The following is a 21,646-nucleotide window of genomic DNA, read 5'->3' on the forward strand; positions in this document are numbered from 1 at the left end:
GAAATCGCCTCTGGTAATTTCCAGGAAAGGTGCTATCTACAGCCCTGTTGAGTGGCTTGGGCCCCCGACGGTCGGCATGGTGCCGTATCCGCATTTCGGCCCCTCGTGCCTTGCGGATATTGTATTGCTGGACCTTCGGACGCGACTATCGCCCGATCGCCCCGCTCCCTCATTTTCCGAAAGCAGCCGCTCGTTACGCGCGACGCCCCCCGGCCGTAAACGCCGATGGGAGCGCCGCCTTGTCTTGTCCCACGGTTTTGGCCGCAAGCCTTGGCCGCGAGGACTCACGTACCGAGGATTACGTTTTTGACTATGACTTTCGCTGAACTCGACCTCCACCCGACCATTCTGCAAGCCGTTGAGGCTTCCGGCTACAACGAGCCGACTCCGATCCAGGAAAAGGCTATTCCGTTGGCGCTGGCTGGTCGGGATCTGGTCGCTTCGGCCAACACCGGAACCGGCAAGACCGCCGCGTTCGTCCTTCCGGCCCTTCAGAAGCTGAAGACGCCGCGCCCGGCCGGCAGCTTTGGACCACGCGTCCTGGTGCTGTCGCCGACCCGCGAACTGGCGACCCAGATCCTGGACGCCGTCCGCAAGTACTCCAAGTTCGACCGTGTCCAGACCGGCGTGATCCTGGGCGGCATGCCGTACCGCGAGCAGCTCCGCATGCTGGAGCGGCGCGTCGACCTGATCGTCGCCACCCCGGGTCGTCTGATCGACCACCTGGAGCGGGGCCGCGTCAACCTGTCGGGCCTGGAACTGCTGGTGCTGGACGAAGCAGACCGCATGCTCGACATGGGCTTCATCGAGCCGGTCGAGCAGATCGCCGCCGCCTGCCCGGTGGGCCGGCAGACCCTGATGTTCACCGCGACCTGCGACGGTCCGATGGAGCGGCTCGCCGCCCGTCTGCTGAAGAACCCGGAGCGGATCGACATCGCGGGCCGCAACGTCAGCCACGACACCATCGACCAGCGCCTGCTGCGGGCCGATGACCTGGGGCACAAGCACCGCCTTCTCGACCACCTCGTGTCCACGGACGCCGAGGGCAAGATGATCGTCTTCGCCGCGACCAAGCGCGATGCCGACCGCCTGGCCGAGGAGCTCTGCGCCAAGGGTCATGCCGCCGGCGCCCTTCATGGCGACATGAAGCAGCACCAGCGCAACCGCACGATCGACGACCTGCGCCGGGGCCGTATCCGCCTGCTGATCGCCACCGACGTGGCGGCCCGCGGCATCGACATCTCCGACATCACGCAGGTCATCAACTTCGACCTGCCGAAGATCGCGGAGGATTACGTCCACCGCATCGGTCGCACCGGCCGGGCCGGCGCATCCGGCACCGCCTACTCGTTCTTCACCCGGAGCGACTGGAAGCAGGTCAAGGCGATCGAGCATTTCATCGGCAAGCCGCTGACCAACCACGTCATTCCGGGCCTGGAGCCGAGTGAGCGTCCGCGCAGCGCCAGCCCGGGCGGCTACAACAAGCGGCCCTACCGCAGCGGCGGCCAGGGTGCTCCCCAGGGGCGCGGCGGTTTCGGCGGCCAGCGTCGCCCGGAAGGCGAGCGGAGCGACCGGGGTCATGGCCACGGTGACCGGCCCCATGCCGAGCATCGCCATGCCGGCGGCGATCGTCCCCATGGCGAGCGCGGCGGCTACAATCCGGTCCGCCGTGACCGCGACCATTCCGCAGGCGGCGGCCGTCGCGGCTACTCGTCGGCCAGCTAAGGCCGACGGGATCTCCGGGGTACGAAACGCCAGGGAGGCAGCTCATGGATGAACTGCAGGATGCCGTCTCCCGGCGCCGGACGTTCGCGATCATCGCGCACCCCGACGCCGGCAAGACGACCCTGACCGAGAAGCTTCTGCTGTTCGGTGGTGCGATCCAGCTTGCCGGCGCCGTCAAGGCGCGCGGCGAGCAGCGTCGCGCCCGGTCCGACTGGATGAAGGTCGAACGCGAGCGCGGGATCTCCGTGACCGCGTCCGTCATGAATTTCGATTATGACAACCGGACCTTCAACCTGGTGGACACGCCGGGCCACGAAGACTTTTCCGAAGATACCTACCGCACGCTGACCGCCGTCGACAGCGCCGTCATGGTAATCGATGCCGCCAAGGGCATCGAGAGCCAGACCCGCAAGCTGTTCGAGGTCTGCCGGCTGCGCGACGTGCCGATCATCACGTTCGTCAACAAGATGGACCGCGAGGCCCGCGACCCGTTCGAGCTGATCAGCGAGATCGAGGAGACGCTGGCGATCGACGTGACGCCGGCCAGCTGGCCGATCGGGTCCGGCCGGGATTTCCTCGGCTGCTACGATCTGCTGCGCGACCAGCTGATCCTGATGGACAAGCGTCAGGGCGACGTGGCGAGCCAGGGCATCAAGTGCGAGGGCCTGGACGACCCGAAGCTCGACGAGCTTCTGCCGGCCCATGCGGTTGCGACGCTCCGCGAGGAGGTCGAGATGGCGCGCGGCCTGTGCCCGGAGTTCGATCTCGAGTCCTACCGGGCCGGCCATCTGACGCCGGTCTTCTTCGGCAGCGCCATCAACAATTTCGGTGTGCAGGAGCTGCTGAGGGGCCTGGGCGAACTGGCGCCGCCACCGCGGCCGCAGCCGGCCGACGGGCGCCAGGTCGAGCCGATCGAGCCGAAGGTGACGGGGTTCGTGTTCAAGGTCCAGGCCAACATGGACCCCAACCACCGTGACCGCATCGCCTTCTTCCGGCTTTGCTCGGGCCATTTCCGGCGCGGCGTCAAGCTGAAGCACATGCGCTCCGGCAAGCAGCTCGCCGTCAACAACGCGGTGCTGTTCCTGGCGCGCGACCGGGAACTGGCCGAGGATGCCTGGCCGGGCGACATCATCGGCATCCCCAACCACGGCTCGCTCCGGATCGGCGACACGCTGACCGAAGGCGAGGATCTGAGGTTCACCGGCGTTCCGAGCTTCGCTCCGGAACTGCTGCAGCGGGTCCGCCTGGACGACCCGATGCGGGTCAAGCACCTGCGGAAGGCGCTGGAGCATTTCGCGGAGGAGGGGGCGAGCCAGGTGTTCAAGCCTCTCCTCGGGTCGGACTGGCTGGTCGGCGTGGTCGGGCAGCTCCAGTTCGAGGTGCTCGCGGCGCGGATCGAGGCCGAGTACGGCATTTCCGCCCGGTTCGAATCGGCCTCGGTCGATGCCGCCCGGTGGATCGAGTGCGAGGACCCGGTCGAGATGAAGCGCTTCGTCGACTCCAACCGGGCCAATCTGGCGGAGGACCATGACGGCGCGCTGGTCTTCCTGTCGCGCAATTCCTGGCACATGAACCGCACCCAGGATGATTTCCCCAAGGTGCAGTTCCTGAAGACTCGCGAGCAGAACCGCATCGTCCAGCAGGCCGCCGCGCAGTAAAGCTAGCCACAGATACACGTAGATGGCCGCAGATAGTCATTCGTAAATATCTGTGTCCATCTGCGTTCATCTGTGGAAAGGAATGATTACTGCCTTGCCCCAGGATGACCTGAGAGAGACACCGGTGGCCAGAGATGATCCACGGCAACCGAAGGATTCTTTTCCGGCAGAGCATTCACCCTGTTATCGTCATGACCGGGCTTGACCCGGTCATCGCTTGCAGACTCCATCAGCGCCGCCGTGCAGAGAGATACCCGGATCAAGTCCGGGTATGACGAAAAGGGACGCCTCTGCCCATAGCTCAACCTTTTGGCCCTGACGCGACAACCGTGCAGGACAGCCGTAGATCAAGTCCGGTCATGACGAAAGGGAGAGCTTCTGCCTGTAGGCAAGGCTTTTTCGCATTGAGCAATCATCTTGCCGGACAGCCGTAGAGATGGCCCGAGCCTTATCTTTGTCCATCGCCGTCATCTGTGGCAAAGCAAACTGTCAGCCAAGCCGGTACCACGGTTCATGCCGTCTCCAGCTCCTCGCCGACGACCGGAGCGCCGTCCTCGCCGGTGCAGATGCAGTTCTTGCCGGACTGCTTGGCCACGTACATGCGGTGGTCGGCGATCTCCACCAGCTGGGTGGAGCTTTCCAGCGCTTCGGTGATCGCTTCGGCGATGCCGATGCTGGCGGTCTGGGGCTTGCCGTCGGGCCTCACGCCGAGACCGTCGGCGCGCAGGCGCCGGATCGCCGTCAACGCGCCCGGCGTGTCGGTGTCGGGCATGACGATCAGGAACTCCTCCCCGCCCCAGCGGATGACCAAGTCGCCCTGCCGCAGTCCCTTCAGGAGGGACTGGGCCGCGTCGCGCAGCACCCGGTCCCCCTCCTCATGGCCGAAGCGGTCGTTCACCTTCTTGAAATCGTCCAGGTCGACGAACACCAGGGACAACGGGCGCTTGTTCCGCCGGGCGTTGCCGAACTGGAGGTTCAGCATCTCCTCCCCGATCCGCCGGGCATAGGCGCCGGTCAGCTTGTCGTGGGAGGACTGGTTGACCAGCGCCATCAGGAAATGGAGCTGGCTCATCGCCGCCAGCGTCGCGACGGAGGACAGCAGCAGCAGGAGCCACATGGCCCCGAGATAGGAGTTGAACGGGAAGATCGCCGAGCCATAGACACCGGCGGTCAGGTGGGCCAGCAGCAACGGCGTCGCGAAGATGATCCCTTCCACCGCCGTGATGGGGAAGACGCTGAGGCCGGCGCACATCACGAAGGGCAGGAAGGCATAGCCGGCCGCTATGGCGGCCGCGGGGCTGTCCGGGTCGAACTGGTTGACCATCGGATGCGACGCGATGAAGAAGAGCGTCGGCACCGACAGGAGCCATGCCAGCGCCGCCCAGGCCTGCTTCATCCCCTCGCCGCCGCGGTAGTAAAGCGCCAGCGCGCCGAAGGCTATGCTGGCGCCGATCCTCAGCGCCGCGAGATAGCCCCATTCCGGCCAGGCGAACAGGTACATGTCTATGGCGATCCAGAGCGGCGTCAGGATCGAGAAGACACCGGCGACGATCCGGGCCCGGGAAACGATGAGCGCGGCGCGGCGCCGCTGTATCACGGGCGAGTGTCCCCTGGGCTGTATCAGATCATGGACCTGGGCCAGGGAAAGGTCACCATCGATATTCGCCAACGTTTTGTCGGCTATACGGATCAATATATTTGTAAGTGTTTGTTTCACGCCTTTTCCCGCAAGGCTTTAATGTAATTCGCGGGAATATACTAAAATAAATCCTACATTGGTAGGGTTTTCAATCCAGAAGCGGCTCCACGTCCACCTGGACGCTCAAAGTGTGTCCCCATCCGCCCAGGATCACACCCCTCACGGGACTGACGTCGTCATAGTCGCGGCCCCAGGCGAGCGTGATGTAGTCGGCATCGACCGGCTTGTCGTTGGTCGGGTCCAGGTCGATCCAGCCGGCCTCCGTCCCGCACCAGACCGAGAACCAGGCGTGCGACATGTCGGCACCGACCAGCCGGGGGCGCCCCGGCGGCGGATGGGTGCGCAGATAGCCGCTGACATAGCGGGCCGGAAGACCGATCGACCGGAGGCAGCCGACCCCGAGATGGGCGAAGTCCTGGCAGACGCCGCGCCGGTGCGCGAGCACGTCCGCCAGCGGCGTCGCCACCGTCGTCGCGGTCGAATCGAAGGTGAAATCCTCGTGGATGCGATGCATCAGGTCGAGCACGGCCTCGACCGCGGGCCGGCCCGGCGGGAACGACGGTTCCGCGTAGGCGGCCAGATCGGGCGACGCCTTCACCATCACGCTGTCGAACAGGAACTCGTTGGCCTCTATCGCATCGCAAGCGCGCGGCGCCCGGGCCGTTTCCCTGACCTCTTCCCACGCGGGGGCGGAGTCGGCATCGAGCGGCCCGGGCGGCGTGACTTCCAGCTCGACGACCGACTCGATCGTCAGCGACCGGTGCGGCTCCTGGACCGCGAAATACTCCGCCGGGTTGCCGAAATAGTCCAGCCAGGCCTCCCGCACGGCGGGCTCGGGCGTGATCGTCAGGGTGGCCGACGAGCAGGCCTGCCGCGGGTTGTCCCGCGGGCCGAGATGGACGACGTGCTGGGAGACCGAGACTCCGTCGCCGTACTCGTAACTGGTCGTGTGCCGGGTGCGGTAGCGCACCGGCCGGGTCGCGTTGTCCTCGCGAGCGTCGGCGTCTTCCGGCGCGGCGGCAGGGCCAAGCGCGGCGGCGGTATCAGGCGGGGCGGGAGAAGGCATGGCTGAAATAGGCATGGGCCAGCAGGTTCGAGATTTCGGGCAGCCGGTCGGCCAGGCTGTTCAGGGCGTTGCGCAGCGCGAAGCGGTCGCGGATGATCTCCGGTTCGCGCAGGATCTCGCGGGTGTCCTCGATCAGCCGGATCGCCGCCGTGATCGGGCTCTGGTTGACCCGCAGGTTGACCACCGGCGGGCGCGGCAGGGCCGCCAGGTGGCGCGCCAGATGGGATAGCTGGTAGGCCAGCGCCCTGGGGTTCGTCTCGTCGCACAGCAGCAGGTACAGGACCGGCGTCCGCTGGGCGGTCGTATAGTAGCGTTCCCGATAGGTCATGAAGCTTTCGCCGAGCTCCAACAGGACCTCCAGCACCGCCGGATCGTCCCCGGCGCCGTCGCAGATCCGGGTGCCGCGCATCAGCGCCAGGCTGTTGATCCCGCGTTCCAGCCGTCGCCCGATGTCCAGGAACCGCCAGCCCGGGCCGCGCGTCATGCTTTCCTGCTCCAGTCCGGCGAGCGCCGCCAGCGTGGTGATCAGGTCGTCCAGCCGCAGCAGCATCGCCGTATCGATGCGCGCCCGGGCCGATGCCGGCTCGCACTGGCGGTCGAGCTGGGAAATCACGCGCCACATGTCGAGCGACAGCCGGTCGCGCACGCCGGCGGCGGTCCGGTGAAGCCGCTGGATGTTGGCGCGCAGGCTGTTCGGGTGCCCGCCGTCGAACACCGCTCCCTGGAGCGCCTGGCGCAGGCCGCGGCCGGTGCCGCTTTCCGCCATGTCGGCCAGGTCGCGGGGCACCATGCCGGTCCAGTCCATCAGCCGCATCAGCGGGACCAGCTCGTCGCCGCCGCCGGGCCGGGTGCCGTCGGACAGGCGGGTATAGACCCCGCGCAGGATGCGCAGGGTGCTTTCCGACCGCTCGGCGTAGCGGCCGAGCCAGAACAGGCCGTCGGCGACGCGCGACGGCAGGTCGCCGCTCTGGGGCTTGACGTCAACGTCGCGCGCGGCGACGGTTCGCGGCTCCGTGCTGCGGACCTCCGACGGCACGCCCTGGGGGCGGGGCGGGGCGGGGCGGCCTTCAGCCGGGCCGCGGGCCATCACCCAGGTATCCTTGCTGCCGCCGCCGCGCTGCATCGACACGATCAGCCTGCCGGCGGTCGCCGACATGCGCGTCAGCCCACCGGGCATCACCGTGTAGCCGCCCTCGGGCTTGGCCGCGAGATACACCCGCATCACCAGCGGGCGCGGCTGGAGGGCGTCGTCGATCCAGGTCGGCACCGTGGAAAGGCCGAGCTGCTCCTGGCCGATGAAGTCGGCCGGACGGGCGCGCAGACGGGCGATCAGGTCCAGGCGCTCCTGCCGGGTCAGGGACGAGCCGAATACCGGTTCCGACCCGAGATGCGCGAAGGCGGGCTTGATCACCAGGCGATCGAGATGCTCGACCACGTAGGTCCGCTCCTCCTCCTGGCCGCACCACCACATGGCGACGCCCGGGATCTTCAGCTCCTCGCCCAGCAGGTGGCGGCACAGCATCGGCAGGAACGGCTTGAACGACAGCGACTCGACCAGCCCGCTGCCCAGCGCGTTGGCGACGGCCACCGTTCCGGCGCGCACCGCCTGGACGAGGCCGGCCACTCCCAGCGAACTGTCCGAGCGCAGTTCCAGAGGGTCGCAAAAGTCATCGTCCAGCCGGCGCAGGATCACGTCCACCGGCTCGAGCCCGCTCAGCGTCTTCAGGAAAACCTGTCGGTCGCGCACGGTCAGGTCGCCGCCCTCCACCAGCGTGATGCCCAGGTGGCGGGCCAAGTAGGCGTGTTCGAAATAGGTCTCGTTGTAGGGGCCGGGCGTCAGCAGGACGATGCGCGGGTCGCGGGTCGGGCGGGGCGCCAGCCGGACCAGCATCTCGCGGAGCGCCGTGAAGAAGGGACCCAGGGTGCGGACGTTGCAGTCCTTGAAGGCGTCGGTCAGGACCCGGCTGACCACCGCCCGGTTCTCCAGCGCGTAACCCGCGCCGCTGGGTGTCTGGGTCCGGTCGCCCAGCACCCACCAGCGGCCGTCGGGTGCCCGCGCCAGGTCGGCGGCGTAGAGGTGCAGGAACACCCCGCCGGTCGGCACGGCGCCGTGGCAGGCCCGCTGGAAGCCGCGGTCGGAATAGAGCAGCGCCGCGGGCAGCCGGCCCGACCGGATCAGGTCCTGGGGACCGTATAGGTCGGCAAGCATGGCGTTGAGCAGGGTCGCGCGCTGGATCAGCCCGGCCTCGATCCCGTCCCATTCCTCCGCCGGGATCAGCAGCGGGATCATGTCGAGCGGCCAGGGCCGCTCCATGCCCTGGGGATCGCCGTAGATGTTGTAGGTGACGCCGTTCTGGTGGAGCAGGCGTCGCGCCGCCTCCCACCGCTCGGCCATCAGCGACGGGTCGAGGGCGCCCAGCGCTCCCATGAAGCGTTGCCAGTGCGGGCGCAACCGGCCCCCCCCGGTGACCATCTCGTCATAGACCGGGCCGGTGCCGTATTGGAGCGCGTGCGCGTCGCCGAACAGGGAACCCTGCTCGGCGACGGCGCGGCGGCCTTCTTGTTCCAGTGCTTCCGTGTCAGCCAAGGCGCAGGTCGAGGGTCAAAGGAAACTCCAGGTTTCGCCTTTCCGGCGGTGTCTCCATCGGACCCGGAGTGTGACCGAACGGGAAGAAGCGGGCAAGCCGCCGTCCTTCGGCCTCGTGGGCGTTAACCGGGAATGTCTCGTGATTCCGGCCTCCCGGATGGGCCACGTGGTACGAGCAGCCGCCCACCGAACGGCCCGACCAGGTGTCCAGGATGTCGAACACCAGGGGGCTGTGGACCGGGATGGTCGGGTGCAGGCAGGACGGCGGCTGCCACGCCCGGTACCGCACGCCGGCGACGAATTCCCCGTCGACTCCCGTGGGATGGAGCGGAACCCGGCGCCCGTTGCAGACCACGGCGTGGCGCGACCCGACCATGCCGCCGATCTTCACCTGCACGCGCTCGACCGAGCTGTCCACATACCGCACGGTGCCGCCGCCGCCGGGCTCCTCACCCAGGACGTGCCAGGGCTCCAGCGCCTGCCGGATCTCCATCAGCATGCCGCGATGCGCCACTTCGCCGCACAGCGCGAAGCGGAAGTTAACATGCGGCGCGAACCAATCGTCCTGGATCGCGTAGCCGTGGTCGCGCATGTCGGCCAGCACGTCAGACAGGTCCTGCTGGATGAAGTGGGGCAGCATGAACTTGTCGGCCAGCTCGGTGCCCCAGCGCACCAGCCGGTTCTTGTACGGGGTCTTCCAGAAGCGGGCGATCATGGCGCGCATCAGGAGCTGCTGGGTCAGGCTCATCTGGGCGTGCGGCGGCATCTCGAAGGCGCGGAACTCGACCAGACCCAGCCGGCCGCTGCTGCTGTCCGGCGAATAGAGCTTGTCGATGCAGAACTCCGCCCGGTGGGTGTTGCCCTGCATGTCGGTCAGCAGGTGGCGCAGCACCCGGTCGATCAGCCAGGGCGGGCACCAGCCGCCGGCCGCCGCCTGGTCGATCTGGTTGAACGCGATCTCCAGCTCGTACAGCGAATCGTTCCGGGCCTCGTCTATGCGGGGCGCCTGGCTGGTCGGGCCGATGAACAGTCCGGAGAACACGTAGGACAGGGACGGGTGGTTCTGCCAGTAGGTGATCAGGCTGCGCAGCAGGTCGGGCCGGCGCAGGAACGGGCTGTCCGCCGGAGTCGCCCCGCCGACCACCACATGGTTGCCGCCGCCGGTCCCGACATGGCGGCCGTCGAGCATGAACTTCTCGGTCCCCAGCCGGGCCAGCCGCGCCTCCTCGTAGAGGGCGAAATTGTTGCGTACCAGTTCGTCCCAGGAGTGGGACGGGTGGATGTTGACCTCGATCACGCCCGGGTCCGGGGTGACCGCCATGCTGTTGAGCCGGGGGTCGCGGGGCGGCTGGTAGCCCTCCAGGATCACCGGCATGTTCAGCTCGACCGCGGTGGCCTCGATCTCGGCGACCAGGGCTAGGTAATCCTCCAGCATGCTCATGGGCGGCATGAACAGGTAGAGCTTGCCGTCGCGCGCCTCGCAGCATAGCGCCGTCCGGACCACCCACCAGGCCGACTTGCCGGCCTCGGGGATCTCGGTCCGGACCTCGGCCATGGCCTGGTAGGCCTGGCGGCGCAGGGCCTCCGGCTTGGGCGGCTCGGCCGTGCGCTGGCGCAACGGAACCGAGTGGGGGGCGAGGGGCGCACGGTCGTCGAACGGGTCCTGCTCCCAGGAATAGGGATAGTCGCGCATGTCGACCCAGGGCAGGGAGCCCAGGGGCAGGCGGTAACCGAGCGCGCTGTCGCCCGGCGCCAGCAGCAGGCGTTCCTGGCGCAGCGGCCAAGTGCTGGACAGCCAGACCGGTCCCTTCTGGTCCATCCGCCGGTTGATCGGCAGGGCGAACCCGACCGGCTCGTTCAGGCCGCGCTGGAACACCTTGGCCAGCCGCGCGCGCTCCTCCTTGTCCTCCAGCTTGCTGTCGAGCGGGTCGACGTTGACCGGGAGCTGCTGCTCCTTCCGCAGGTAATGCCACGGGTCCTCGTAGGCCGCCAGCACCAGGCTCGGCTCGATCCCCAGCCTCTTGGCCAGAGTCACCAGGAACAGGCCTGCCTCCTGCGTGCCGAAGCCGTAATCAACGGTCTCCTTCGCCAGCAGGTCGGTGTTGGCCCACATCGCGTCGCCGTCGCGCCGCCAATAGATGCTGAGGGCCCAGCGCGGCAGGCTTTCGCCCGGATACCACTTGCCCTGGCCGTAATGGACCAGGCCGCCGGGCGCGAACCGGCGCATCAGGCGGTCCAGCAGGGTGGCGGCATACTGCCGCTTGGTCGGTCCGACCGCGGCGGTGTTCCACTCCGCCCCCTCCATGTCGTCGATCGACACGAAGGTCGGCTCCCCGCCCATGGTCAGCCGGACGTCGCCGTCGTTCAGCTCCTGGTCGATCCGGTGGCCCAGCGCCTCGATGGCACCCCACTGGGATTCGGTATAGGGCTTGGTGACCCGAGGGGCCTCGTAGATGCGGGTGATCGTCATCTCGTGGCCGAACTCGACCTCGCACTCGTCCACCGCGCCGGTGATGGGGGCGGCGCTGGACGCGTCGGGGGTGCAGGCCAGCGGGATATGGCCCTCGCCGGCCAGCAGGCCGGAGGTCGGATCGAGCCCGATCCAGCCGGCGCCGGGCAGGTAGACCTCGGTCCAGGCGTGCAGGTCGGTGAAGTCCACCTCGGTGCCGCTCGGCCCGTCCAGCGCCTTCTGGTCGGCGGTCAGCTGGATCAGGTAGCCGGACACGAAGCGCGCGGCGAGGCCCAGGTTGCGCAGGATCTGCACCATCAGCCAGGCGCTGTCGCGGCACGACCCGGTGCCCAGCGTCAGGGTCTCCTCCGGGGTCTGGATGCCGGGCTCCAGACGGATGACGTAGCCGATCTCCTGCTGGAGCCGCTGATTCAGCGCCACCACGAAGTTGACCGACTGCATCGGCTCGCGCGGGACGCTCGCGATCCACGCCGCGAGCTTCGGCCCGACCTCCTCCGTCTCCATGTAGGGGCGCAGCTCGCGCTGCAGCCACGGCTCGTACTCCAGCGGCCACTGCTCGGCGCTGGGCTCCAGGAAGAAGTCGAACGGGTTGATCACCGAGATCTCGGCGACCAGGTCGACCTCGATCGACAGGGTGTCGGTCTTCTCCGGAAAAACGAAGCGGGCCAGATAGTTGGACTGCGGGTCCTGCTGCCAATTGAGGAAGTGCTGCTTCGGCTCGACCTTCAAGGAATAGCTGAGGATCGGCGTGCGGCAGTGGGGGGCGGGCCGGAGCCTGACGATCTGCGGACCCAGCGACACCATCCGGTCATAGCGGTAGAAGGTCTTGTGATTGAGTGCGACGTGGATCGCCATGAACTCGCCTCGAATTTTTGGTGCAGGGCGCACCGGCTGCGACGCAGGAGGGGGGAACCGTCCGCCGGTCAGGCGTTCCGGCTATTGGGTGTTAGCCAGTCATCATATCCCGCATCGCGGCATGACGGTACCCGCCAGAATCACTCGGATGAGGAAAAGCGCCCTGCTTGCCGACCCCCGAGGATCGGCCCATTTATAGCGACAGAATGTCGCAGCAAGGCGGGGAGGTGAGACGCTCAGTGCTCCTCGGGCATCGCCCGGCGGTCCAGAAGAACGAAAAAAGGAACTGAAGGCATCTTTGGGAGGAAGCCTCTGATGGGAATCGTCATTCAGCTCGGCCAGGACAACGGGATACCCGAACTCGCCGAACGAGTCGCCGGCGCCTGCCGCAACCGCCTGCTCGAACGGAAAACCGCCGCCGTCTCCTTCAATCACATCAGCGAACAGCTCGGCGTCGACCCGCGCCTGGTGCCCAAGGCCGTCGCCTGGCTCCAGCGGAACGGCCGGGCGGAGGTCCGAGACTTCAGCATGCGCAGCCGCCCGCACGTGACGGTGCCGGGGGTCTGCCGGATCGACGACGTAGATTGCTGCCCTCCGGCGGAGAGGACGTGAGGGCACTATTCAAGGAAATCGTAGACTCGAAGACATCTACCAAGTCCGAAGTCATCATGCGCGGGCTTGACCCGCGCATCCACGCGCAAACTGCCGGGATGAAGTGCGCGCGTGGATGGCCGGATCAAGTCCGGCCATGATGAAGAGGGAGGTGGCTGCGATCATATGAAATTGAGCCTGAGTCATGTAGATTTCCGTCATATCTGCAGCCGATCATACAAGTCGTCCCATTCCGGATTGTCCTTGAGGATGAGGAGCACCTTCCACGCCCTCGACCAGTGCTTGATGTTCTTCTCCCGTTGAACGGCGCGCAGGCTTTCATCATGCCGTTCCACCCAGACCAGGCGTTTCAAACCGTATCGCATCGTGAAGCCGTCATAGGCTCCTTCCCGATGCTCATGGATGCGCCGCGCCAGATTGGTCGTAACGCCGACATAAAGAGTCCCGTTGGGGCGGTTCGTCATGATGTAGACCCATGCACCCGCCTCTTTCGGCATGTTTCAAGCTCCTGACCCTGTTCGCCCATGTGCGTATGCACCTTGGAGGGCCGACAGCACACACCGGTCCCGCCCTCGGGACAATCTGCCGCAGTGCGTCTAAGGTATCATATACAGGCCCCCGGTCCTCAGGCATTCATGGTGCCACGTCCAGGATAACCACGCCGTGGTCAAAGGGGGAAACGATGATTCACCAAGCTCTCGACAAGTTCAGCCAGAAGATCGCCATTCGACCAAAGTATGACAACTTCATCGGTGGTCAGTGGGTCGCCCCGGTGAAGGGTCAGTATTTCAGCAACATTACCCCGATTACCGGAAAGCCGGTCGGCGAGATCGCCCGGTCCACCGCCGAGGACATCGAGCTGGCGTTGGATGCCGCCCACAAGGCCAAGGACAAGTGGGGCCTGACTTCCCCGGCCGAGCGCGCGAAGATCCTCAACCGCATCGCCGACCGCATGGAAGAGAACCTGGACCTGCTGGCCCTTGTCGAGACCATCGACAACGGCAAGCCGATCCGCGAGACGACCCACGCCGACCTGCCGCTGGCGGTCGACCATTTCCGCTATTTCGCCGCCTGCATCCGTGCCCAGGAAGGCTCCGCCTGCGAGCTGGACAGCACCACGGTCGCGTACCATTTCCACGAGCCGCTGGGCGTCGTCGGCCAGATCATCCCCTGGAACTTCCCGCTGCTGATGGCCGTGTGGAAGCTGGCTCCCGCGCTGGCCGCCGGCAACTGCATCGTGCTGAAGCCGGCCGAGCAGACCCCGATGGCCATCATGGTCCTGGTGGAGCTGATCGCCGACCTGCTGCCCGAGGGCGTGCTGAACATCGTCAACGGCTTCGGCGTCGAGGCCGGCAAGCCGCTCGCCCAGAACAAGCGGATCGCGAAGATCGCCTTCACCGGCGAGACGACGACCGGCCGCCTGATCATGCAGTACGCGTCCGAGAACATCATCCCGGTCACGCTGGAGCTGGGCGGCAAGTCGCCGAACATCTTCTTCTCCGACGTGATGGCCGAAGAGGACGATTTCTTCGACAAGGCGCTCGAAGGCTTCGCGATGTTCTCCCTGAACCAGGGTGAGGTCTGCACCTGCCCGAGCCGCGTCCTGATCCAGGAGAGCATCTACGACCGCTTCATGGAGAAAGCCATCGCCCGCGTCGGCCAGGTCAAGCAGGGCAACCCGCTCGACAGCTCGACCATGATCGGCGCCCAGGCGTCCAACGACCAACTCCACAAGATCCTGTCCTACATCGAGATCGGCAAGGCCGAGGGCGCCAAGGTCCTGACCGGCGGCGGCCGCGCCGTCCTCGAAGGCGAGCTGGCGGATGGCTACTACGTCCAGCCGACGGTGCTGGAAGGCAACAACAAGATGCGCGTCTTCCAGGAGGAGATCTTCGGGCCGGTCGTGTCCGTGACCACCTTCAAGACCGAGGAAGAGGCTCTCGCCATCGCCAACGACAGCCTGTACGGGCTGGGCGCCGGCGTGTGGAGCCGCGACGGCAACCGCGCCTACCGCATGGGCCGCGGCATCCAGGCCGGCCGCGTGTGGACCAACTGCTACCACCTGTACCCCGCCCACGCGGCGTTCGGCGGCTACAAGCAGTCGGGTATCGGCCGTGAGAACCACAAGATGATGCTCGACCACTACCAGCAGACCAAGAACCTGCTGGTCAGCTACAGCCCCAAGGCGCTGGGCTTCTTCTGATCGCGTGACAAACTTCCAGGATTGTCCTCGCTGAACTGGTTCCCCTCTCCTCCCCACGGAGGAGAGGGGCTTTTCGTCGTCGCGTATCGGGAAAACAGGTGAGGAGGAACGACATGGTAGAACGCGTCACCGTCACGCCGGCCGCCGTCGCCGTCATCGAGAAGCTGAAGGCGATCCACGGCGACCTGGCATTCCACCAATCCGGCGGCTGCTGCGACGGCAGCGCGCCGATGTGCTTCGCGGCGGGCGAGTTCCGCACCGGCGCGCAGGACGTACATCTGGGCGAGATCGTCGGCTGCCGGTTCTTCATCGGAGCCGCGCAGTTCGAATACTGGTCGCACACGCAGCTGATCATCGACGTGGTGCCGGGCCGGGGCGCCGGCTTCTCGCTGGAGGCTCCGGAAGGCGTGCGTTTCCTGACCCGCAGCCGGGTCTTCACGGACGAGGAGGTCGCGGAACTGGAAGCGGCCGGGCCGCCGCCGCGCGGCGACGCCTGACGCTTGATCCGTCCCGTTCCCGAGGGTAAGGCGATTGTCTCGGCGTCCAGCCGGTGCATCTATCTTTCTCGTGCCGCCCGCGAAGGGCCGGGCGCAAGCTTCAGGAAGGGCCCTCGGGTAGGACATGGACAGCATTACGCAAAGCCTGCTCGGCGCCGTGGTCGCGCAGGCCGGATTTAGACGGACGCTCGGGCGGCAGGCCATGGTGGCGGGGGCGCTGCTGGGCGCCGTTCCCGACCTGGACGTGGTCGCCGGCTTCTTCGGCCCCTATGCCAACTGGGTCCACCATCGCGGCATCACCCACTCCATCTTCTTCGGCCCGGTGGTCGGGCCGTTCTTCGGATGGGCGATCTGGCGTTTCCACCGCTGGCGCGCCTCCCGGCGGGGCGAACCCGACCGTCCCGACCCGCCGGAGGTGCTGAGGGCCTGGATCTGGCTGGCGGTCCTGGTGCTGTTCACCCATCCGATCATCGACCTGTTCACCAGCTACGGGACCCAGCTGCTGGCGCCGTTCTCCCGGCACCGCTTCGCGATCGACGCCTTGCCGATCATCGACCCGGTCTACAGCCTGGCCCTGATCGCCGCTCTCGTCATCGGCACCGTGGCGAAGCGCCGGCCGGGGGCCGCGGTCGGATCGGCGGCGGCGGCCCTGCTGTTCATCTACGCCTATTCGCTGATGGGCTGGGCGATCAACGAATCCGTCCGGACCACGGCCCGGGAGGAGCTGCGGCGGGCGGGCCAGCCGTTCGGCGAGGTGCTGGCCTATCCGCAGATGTTCCAGCCCTGGTTCCGCCGGGTCGTCGCCGAGACGCCCGAGTCCGTCATGGTCGGCTACCGCTCCGTCTTCGGCGACCGGCCGATCGAGTGGGAGACCTACCCGCTCCAGGCCGATCCGCTGATCGATCGTGTCGCCGCCACGCCGGAGGCGGCGATCTTCACCTGGTTCGCCATGGGCAAGGTGTTCTGGCAGGTCTCCGAGTCCCCCGACGGCGCGGTGGTCGAGGCGGTCGATTACCGCTACGGCATGTGGGGCGGGGACGCGCTCGGCTTCTGGGGCATCCGGACCCAGGTCGACCGCGACGGACATCTGCTCGGACCGCCTGTCAAGTTCCAGCGGGAGCGGAGCGCTTCCGGCAGCCTGCTGCGGCAGTACTGGCGGGAGATCTGGGGGTAGGCGGCGCCCTCAGAACAGCTCGATCCCTTGGTCCTCCGCCGCAACCTCCGCATCGAGGGCGCCCAGCCCGTCCAGCCCGCTGCCGCCCAGCAGCAGCCCGCGCAGGTCCTGCTCCCGGACCGATCCCGCCCGTGCGGGAGGCGCCAGGGTCGCCAGCCAGCCGGAGCGGTCGGGCACGTCGCGCAATGCCGGATGTGCCGACCGGGTGGCGGAGTCGAGATCGGCCAGGCCGGCGTTCATCGCCGTCATGCCATCCATCACATGGTCCAGCCGCTGCTTCGCCAAATCCTGGAACTGGAGGCGGACGACGATCTGGCCGATGTTCCGGCTCATGTCGGCGGAGGCCGTGACGGCTTCGCCCAGCACCGAGGTGAAATGGTCCGCCTGGAGGATCAGGCCGGACATGGCGAGGTCGATGCGCTCCTTGGCAAGCAGCTGGGGCGACAGGTCTGATTCGGCGATGGTCCGCAGGATGTCGTAGCCGCGCGTCACCCCGCGCGAAACGGCCCCGACGGTCTGGCGCATCCGCTCGGCCAGGGCCGCGGTCCCGGCGGAAAGCTCACGCACCTCTCCCGCGACCACATGGAAGGTCTTTCCGGCGGCGCCTGCGCGCGCCGCCTCGATGCTGGCGTTCAGCGCCAGGAAGCTGGTCTGCTGGTTGATTTCCTCGATCTCGCCGATGAACTTGCCGACCACCTCGACGTCCTGGACCACGTCGTCCAGCAGATACACCATGCGCATCGCCTGCATGGACAGCGAGACGATGTTGTTCACCATCTCGACCAGGATACTCTGCATCAGCACCATGACCTGCTCGATCGGGACGCGCTCGCCTTCCAACTCGACGATGTTCGCGTTCGCGATGATCTCCTGCACCCGCTTTCCCTGCTCGTCCGCCGACAAGGCGAGGTCGCGGAAACCGCTGCTGATGTCCAGCGTGCTCTGTTCGACGATGCGGCTGGTCTCCTCGACTTCGTTGCGGAGACTATCGAGGCATCGGGACTGGAAGGCACAGAAGGCCCGCCAATCGGCGAGCAGGCGGACCGCGGGCGGGAGGGCCGGAGATGATGCGTTTTCCATGCTGGACAGCCAACTCTCCGCACCGGATTTCAGGTGATTGAGCTCAAATTGCGCGAAGCCTAACCTGGGTTGGTGAACGAAGGGTAACCGTAATGCCCGTCAGGCGAATTGGCCTGCGCAAAAGCCGGACGACCAAGCCCATTGGAAATTGTAGCCGCCCAGCCAGCCGGTGACGTCAACCACCTCGCCGATGAAGAAAAGGCCCGGCACCTTGCGGGCTTCCAGTGTCTTGGAGGAAAGCTCCGACGTATCGACCCCGCCCAGCGTCACCTCCGCGGTCCGGTAGCCTTCGGTCCCGGCCGGCGTGATCCGCCAGTGCCGCAGGTCTTCGGCGAGGCCGAGCCAGTCGCGGTCCCGCACCTGTCCCGCCGGCCGGCCGTCCAGCCCGGCGGGCGTCACCCGGTGGGCGAGGCGGCGGGGCAGCACCTCCGACAGCACGGTCTTCACCTCCGCCTTGGGCCGCTCGGCGGCCAGCCGCTTCAGGTGCGCCGCCGCGTCCAAGCCGGGCAGCATGTCGATCTCGACCGTGTCGCCGTCGCGCCAGTAGGACGAGATCTGCAGGATGGCCGGTCCGCTGATGCCGCGGTGGGTGAACAGGATCGCCTCGTCGAAGGCGGTGCCCCCGCAACGCACCGACGCCTCGCACGCCACGCCGGCAAGGTCCTTGAAGTTGCGCGGGTCGGCATCGGCGAAGGTGAAGGGGACCAGCCCGGCGCGGGTCGGCAGCACCTTCAGCCCGAACTGCTCGGCGATCCGGTAGCCGAACCCGGTAGCCCCCATCTTGGGGATCGACAGCCCGCCGGTCGCGATCACCAAGCTCTCCGACTCGAACGTCGCGCGCGACGTCTCCACCCGGAACAGGCCGTCACGGGCGATCCGCGTGACCGACGTCTCCAGCGCCAGCCGGACGCCCGCCTCGTCGCACTCGCGCAGCAGCATGCCGACGATGTCCCGCGCGCTGTCGTCGCAGAACAGCTGGCCCAGCTTCTTCTCGTGGAAGGCGATGCCGTGCCGCCGGACCAGGGCGATGAAGTCGTGCTGGGTATAGCGCTTCAGCGCCGAGATCGCGAAATGCCGGTTGGCCGAGACGAACCGGTCCGGCGCCGTGTGCAGGTTGGTGAAGTTGCACCGCCCCCCGCCGGAGATCAGGATCTTCTTGCCGGCCTTCTCGGCGTGGTCGATCAGCAGCACGCTCCGGCCCCGGCGCCCGGCGGACATGGCGCACATCAGCCCTGCGGCGCCGGCGCCGATCACGATGGCGTCGAATCGGGTGGCTTGGCTCATGCTCGGCTCATGGGAAATCGGGAACCTTCCGTTCAGGTGCCGCGCCGCTTGGCGCGGCTGGTCGGTTCGGCCTGGAGGGGGTCGTCGGGCCAGTAATGCTTGGGATACTGGCCCTTCAGGTCGGCCTTAACGTGCCGGTAGGTGTTGGCCCAGAAGCTGGCGAGATCGCTGGTCACCTGCATCGGCCGGCGGGCCGGCGACAACAGGTGCAGGACCAAGGGAACCCGGCCGCGGGCCAGTGCCGGGGTCTCCGCCAGGCCGAACATCTCCTGGAGCCGGACCGCCAGCACCGGCACGTCGCCTCCCGTATAGTCCAGCGGTATATGGGACCCGCTGGGCACCGTGACATGGGTCGGCGCCGCCTCGTCCAGCTCGCGCTGCCGGTGCCAGGACAGCAGCGACCGGAGCGCCGCCGACAGGTCCAGCCGCTTCAGGTGGGCGCGGCGGGTCAGGCCGGTCAGGAACGGCGCCAGCCAGTCCTCCAGCGTGTCGAGCAGCGCCGCGTCGGACAGATCCGGCCAGTCGCCGTCCGGACCCTCGACCCGGCGCAGGAACTCGACCCGCGCGCGGAAATTCTCCAGCTCCCGGGTCCAGGGCAGGACGGCGAGGCCCAGCTCGCGGATGCCCTGGCACAGGGCGGCGGCTGTCCGGGCGCCTCCCGGGTCGGGCAGCGGCTCGTCCTTCAGGACCAGTTCGCCCAGCCGGCGCTGGCGGCGGGCGAGCACCGCCTCCTCCCTGCCGTCCCAGGCGACGAACTCCACCGTCTCGATGGTGTCGGCGAAATCCTCTTCCAGCTCGGCCAGGGTCAGGGGGGCGGCCAGGAAGATGCGGGCCTCCCGCTTGGCGCCGTCCAGGTCGGCGACCGCCAGGAACTCCTCGGCGGCCAAGGGCTCCATCTTCAGGAAATAGGCGCCGCGCCCGTTGCTCAGCCGGTACTGGCCGTCGCTTCCCGGTCGGCGCTGGCCGATCCGGTCGGGATAGGCCAGCGCCAGGACGCGGCCGGTGTCGGCCACGCCGCCGCCGCCCGGCCCGATACCCAGCTGACGCTGCCACTGGCGGGCCTGCCGCGCCACCTGCTTCACCGTCCAGCCGCTCCGGTCGGAAGACCGCAGCAACTCGACCCGGCGGCGCAGGTCGCCGTCCCGCGGCTCGCCGGCTCCCCCGGCCGAGGGTCCGGCCAGGATATCGCGTTCCCCCAGCAGGGCGGCGATCTCGCAGGCCAGCGCGCCGCAGCCCAGCCGGTCGCCGGCCAGCACCATGTGGGCGAGGCGGGGATGCATGCCGAGCGACGCCATCCGCCGGCCGTGCGGCGTGATCTTGTCCCCGGCGTCGAGCGCGCCGAGGCGGCGCAGCAGGTCGCGGGCCTGGGCCAGGGCCGGCGCCGGCGGCGGGTCCAGCCAGCACAGTTCTGCGGGATCGACCACGCCCCACTGGGCGAGCTCCAGCGCCAGCGGCGCGAGGTCGGCGGCCAGCATCTCCGGCGCGGTGTGGGGTTGCAGCGCGCGGTGCTGCCCCTCCGGCCACAGCCGGTAGCAGACTCCGGGCTCCAGGCGCCCGGCACGGCCCCGGCGCTGGTCGGCCGAGGCCTGGCTGACCTTGACCGTGTCCAGCCGGGTCATGCCGCTGCCCGGATCGAAGCGGGAGACGCGCATCAGGCCGCTGTCCACGACCACCCGGATTCCCTCGATCGTCAGGCTGGTCTCGGCGATCGAGGTCGCCAGCACGACCTTGCGCCGGCCCGGCGGCGTCGGCCCGATCGCCTGGTCCTGCTGCTCCTGGGGCAGATCGCCGTAGAGCGGGGCGATCAGGATGCCCGGCCCCGGCAGGGCGTCCCGAAGTTGCCGTTCGACGCGGCGGATCTCGGCGACGCCGGGCAGGAAGACCAGGATATTGCCCGGCTCCTCGTCCAGCGCGCGGAGAACCGCCGATGCGACGGCGTCCTCGATCCGGCGCGCCTTGGACGGGTCGACATGGCGGGTCTCGACCGGGAAGGCGCGGCCTTCGCTGGTGACGACGGGGGCGCCGCCCAGCAGCCCGGCGACCGCGGCGCCGTCCAGAGTCGCCGACATCACCAGCAGCCGCAGGTCGTCGCGCAGCACCGACCGGGTCTGGAGGCACAGCGCCAGCCCCAGGTCGGCGTCCAGGCTGCGCTCGTGGAATTCGTCGAACAGGACGGCGCCGACGCCTTCCAGCGCCGGGTCCTGCTGGAGCTGCCGGATCAGGACGCCCTCGGTTACCACCTCGATCCGGGTCCGCGGACCGACCTTGCTGTCCATCCGTACCCGATATCCTACGGTCTCGCCGACCGCCTCGCCGAGCAGCCCGGCCATGCGGCGGGCGGCCGCGCGGGCGGCGAGCCGCCGCGGCTCCAGCATGATCAGCTTGCCTCCCGCCAGCCAACCCTCCTGCAGCAGCGCCAGCGGGACGCGCGTGGTCTTGCCCGCACCCGGCGGCGCCTGGAGGACGGCATGGCGGGAGCCCGCCAGGGCCCGGCGGATCTCCGGCAGGATGGGGTCTATCGGCAGCGCCGGGAAAACTGTTTCAGGATTGGACAAGGCGCTGTGATCGTCGGGTTTCGGAAATGGGGGCGGGCTCTATAGCACGGGTTTGGCCGCGGTGCTCGGCCATCGGTCGACCGGTGCCTTCGGTATGAAGTGGGATCGTCCGCCGCAGGGTTACAGGGGGACGGCTTTACGGAAAATTAGCGCCGCCGGCGCATGCTGCCGTCCTGTGATC

Annotated in this window: 14 protein-coding genes; 6 read left to right on the top strand and 8 right to left on the bottom strand. The window is 67.9% G+C overall.

Translation table 11 applies throughout. The features are described from left to right. The first annotated feature begins 312 nt into the window (after positions 1 to 312). Both JL100_RS09605 and JL100_RS09610 read left to right on the top strand, forming a co-directional pair. Positions 313 to 1,725 carry a DEAD/DEAH box helicase gene (locus tag JL100_RS09605; protein ID WP_202683667.1) on the top strand — a complete coding sequence of 471 codons (1,413 nt, stop codon included), beginning with the start codon at positions 313 to 315 and terminating at the stop codon, positions 1,723 to 1,725. Between the two features lie 44 nt (positions 1,726 to 1,769). Continuing rightward, entirely contained in the window at positions 1,770 to 3,383 is a 1,614-nt protein-coding gene (locus JL100_RS09610) for a peptide chain release factor 3 (protein WP_202683666.1), read from the top strand. A 511-nt stretch (positions 3,384 to 3,894) separates the two neighbouring features. Here the strand turns inward: JL100_RS09610 and JL100_RS09615 are convergent. From JL100_RS09615 to JL100_RS09630, 4 genes are all read right to left on the bottom strand, one after another. Further along, a complete protein-coding gene (locus tag JL100_RS09615; RefSeq protein ID WP_228421166.1) occupies positions 3,895 to 4,980 on the bottom strand; it encodes a GGDEF domain-containing protein in 1,086 nt (361 codons plus the stop codon). 190 nt (positions 4,981 to 5,170) lie between these two features. Then, positions 5,171 to 6,163 (bottom strand): transglutaminase family protein, encoded by a 993-nt coding sequence (locus JL100_RS09620; RefSeq protein WP_228421167.1) that lies wholly within the window; start codon positions 6,161 to 6,163, stop codon positions 5,171 to 5,173. Further along, positions 6,126 to 8,735, bottom strand: coding sequence for a circularly permuted type 2 ATP-grasp protein (locus JL100_RS09625; protein ID WP_228421168.1), 2,610 nt, complete (start codon positions 8,733 to 8,735; stop codon positions 6,126 to 6,128). The genes JL100_RS09620 and JL100_RS09625 overlap by 38 nt, the downstream gene beginning before the upstream one ends. After that, positions 8,728 to 12,060: a transglutaminase family protein gene (locus JL100_RS09630; protein WP_202683665.1), complete on the bottom strand. Its 3,333-nt coding sequence runs from the start codon at positions 12,058 to 12,060 to the stop codon at positions 8,728 to 8,730. Before JL100_RS09630 ends, JL100_RS09625 begins: the two co-directional genes overlap by 8 nt. Positions 12,061 to 12,375: 315 nt before the next feature. Between JL100_RS09630 and JL100_RS09635 the strand changes: the two genes are divergently transcribed. Continuing rightward, entirely contained in the window at positions 12,376 to 12,672 is a 297-nt protein-coding gene (locus tag JL100_RS09635) for a hypothetical protein (RefSeq protein WP_202683664.1), read from the top strand. A gap of 197 nt (positions 12,673 to 12,869) precedes the next feature. Here the strand turns inward: JL100_RS09635 and JL100_RS09640 are convergent, their stop codons facing one another. After that, a complete protein-coding gene (locus tag JL100_RS09640) occupies positions 12,870 to 13,169 on the bottom strand; it encodes a GIY-YIG nuclease family protein (protein ID WP_202683663.1) in 300 nt (99 codons plus the stop codon). Positions 13,170 to 13,354: 185 nt separating this feature from the next. On the opposite strand from JL100_RS09640, the gene adh reads away from it, so the two are divergent. From adh to JL100_RS09655, 3 genes are all read left to right on the top strand, one after another. After that, positions 13,355 to 14,875: an aldehyde dehydrogenase gene (gene adh, locus JL100_RS09645; RefSeq protein WP_202683662.1), complete on the top strand. Its 1,521-nt coding sequence runs from the start codon at positions 13,355 to 13,357 to the stop codon at positions 14,873 to 14,875. A 113-nt stretch (positions 14,876 to 14,988) separates the two neighbouring features. Continuing rightward, positions 14,989 to 15,372: a DUF779 domain-containing protein gene (locus JL100_RS09650; RefSeq protein WP_202683661.1), complete on the top strand. Its 384-nt coding sequence runs from the start codon at positions 14,989 to 14,991 to the stop codon at positions 15,370 to 15,372. A gap of 124 nt (positions 15,373 to 15,496) precedes the next feature. Then, positions 15,497 to 16,546 (top strand): metal-dependent hydrolase, encoded by a 1,050-nt coding sequence (locus tag JL100_RS09655; RefSeq protein WP_202683660.1) that lies wholly within the window; start codon positions 15,497 to 15,499, stop codon positions 16,544 to 16,546. A 9-nt stretch (positions 16,547 to 16,555) separates the two neighbouring features. Here the strand turns inward: JL100_RS09655 and JL100_RS09660 are convergent, their stop codons facing one another. The 3 genes from JL100_RS09660 to hrpB form a co-directional block, all read right to left on the bottom strand. Then, positions 16,556 to 17,626 (bottom strand): methyl-accepting chemotaxis protein, encoded by a 1,071-nt coding sequence (locus JL100_RS09660; RefSeq protein ID WP_202683659.1) that lies wholly within the window; start codon positions 17,624 to 17,626, stop codon positions 16,556 to 16,558. A 99-nt stretch (positions 17,627 to 17,725) separates the two neighbouring features. Then, on the bottom strand, positions 17,726 to 18,910 hold the full coding sequence (locus JL100_RS09665; protein WP_202683658.1) for a BaiN/RdsA family NAD(P)/FAD-dependent oxidoreductase: 1,185 nt from the start codon (positions 18,908 to 18,910) through the stop codon (positions 17,726 to 17,728). 32 nt (positions 18,911 to 18,942) lie between these two features. After that, on the bottom strand, positions 18,943 to 21,465 hold the full coding sequence (gene hrpB / locus JL100_RS09670; protein WP_202683657.1) for an ATP-dependent helicase HrpB: 2,523 nt from the start codon (positions 21,463 to 21,465) through the stop codon (positions 18,943 to 18,945). Positions 21,466 to 21,646 lie beyond the last annotated feature (181 nt).

It is taken from the genome of Skermanella mucosa (assembly GCF_016765655.2).
GTDB lineage: Bacteria > Pseudomonadota > Alphaproteobacteria > Azospirillales > Azospirillaceae > Skermanella > Skermanella mucosa.

Bases quoted from the DNA above. Each gene is read 5' to 3' on its own strand.
- JL100_RS09605 (WP_202683667.1), top strand. From the start codon at position 313: ATGACTTTCGCTGAACTCGACCTCCACCCGACCATTCTGCAAGCCGTT.
- JL100_RS09660 (WP_202683659.1), bottom strand. From the start codon at position 17,626: ATGGAAAACGCATCATCTCCGGCCCTCCCGCCCGCGGTCCGCCTGCTC.
- JL100_RS09635 (WP_202683664.1), top strand. From the start codon at position 12,376: ATGGGAATCGTCATTCAGCTCGGCCAGGACAACGGGATACCCGAACTC.
- adh (WP_202683662.1), top strand. From the start codon at position 13,355: ATGATTCACCAAGCTCTCGACAAGTTCAGCCAGAAGATCGCCATTCGA.
- JL100_RS09620 (WP_228421167.1), bottom strand. From the start codon at position 6,163: ATGCCTATTTCAGCCATGCCTTCTCCCGCCCCGCCTGATACCGCCGCC.
- JL100_RS09610 (WP_202683666.1), top strand. From the start codon at position 1,770: ATGGATGAACTGCAGGATGCCGTCTCCCGGCGCCGGACGTTCGCGATC.
- JL100_RS09665 (WP_202683658.1), bottom strand. From the start codon at position 18,910: ATGAGCCAAGCCACCCGATTCGACGCCATCGTGATCGGCGCCGGCGCC.
- JL100_RS09650 (WP_202683661.1), top strand. From the start codon at position 14,989: ATGGTAGAACGCGTCACCGTCACGCCGGCCGCCGTCGCCGTCATCGAG.
- JL100_RS09640 (WP_202683663.1), bottom strand. From the start codon at position 13,169: ATGCCGAAAGAGGCGGGTGCATGGGTCTACATCATGACGAACCGCCCC.
- JL100_RS09655 (WP_202683660.1), top strand. From the start codon at position 15,497: ATGGACAGCATTACGCAAAGCCTGCTCGGCGCCGTGGTCGCGCAGGCC.
- JL100_RS09630 (WP_202683665.1), bottom strand. From the start codon at position 12,060: ATGGCGATCCACGTCGCACTCAATCACAAGACCTTCTACCGCTATGAC.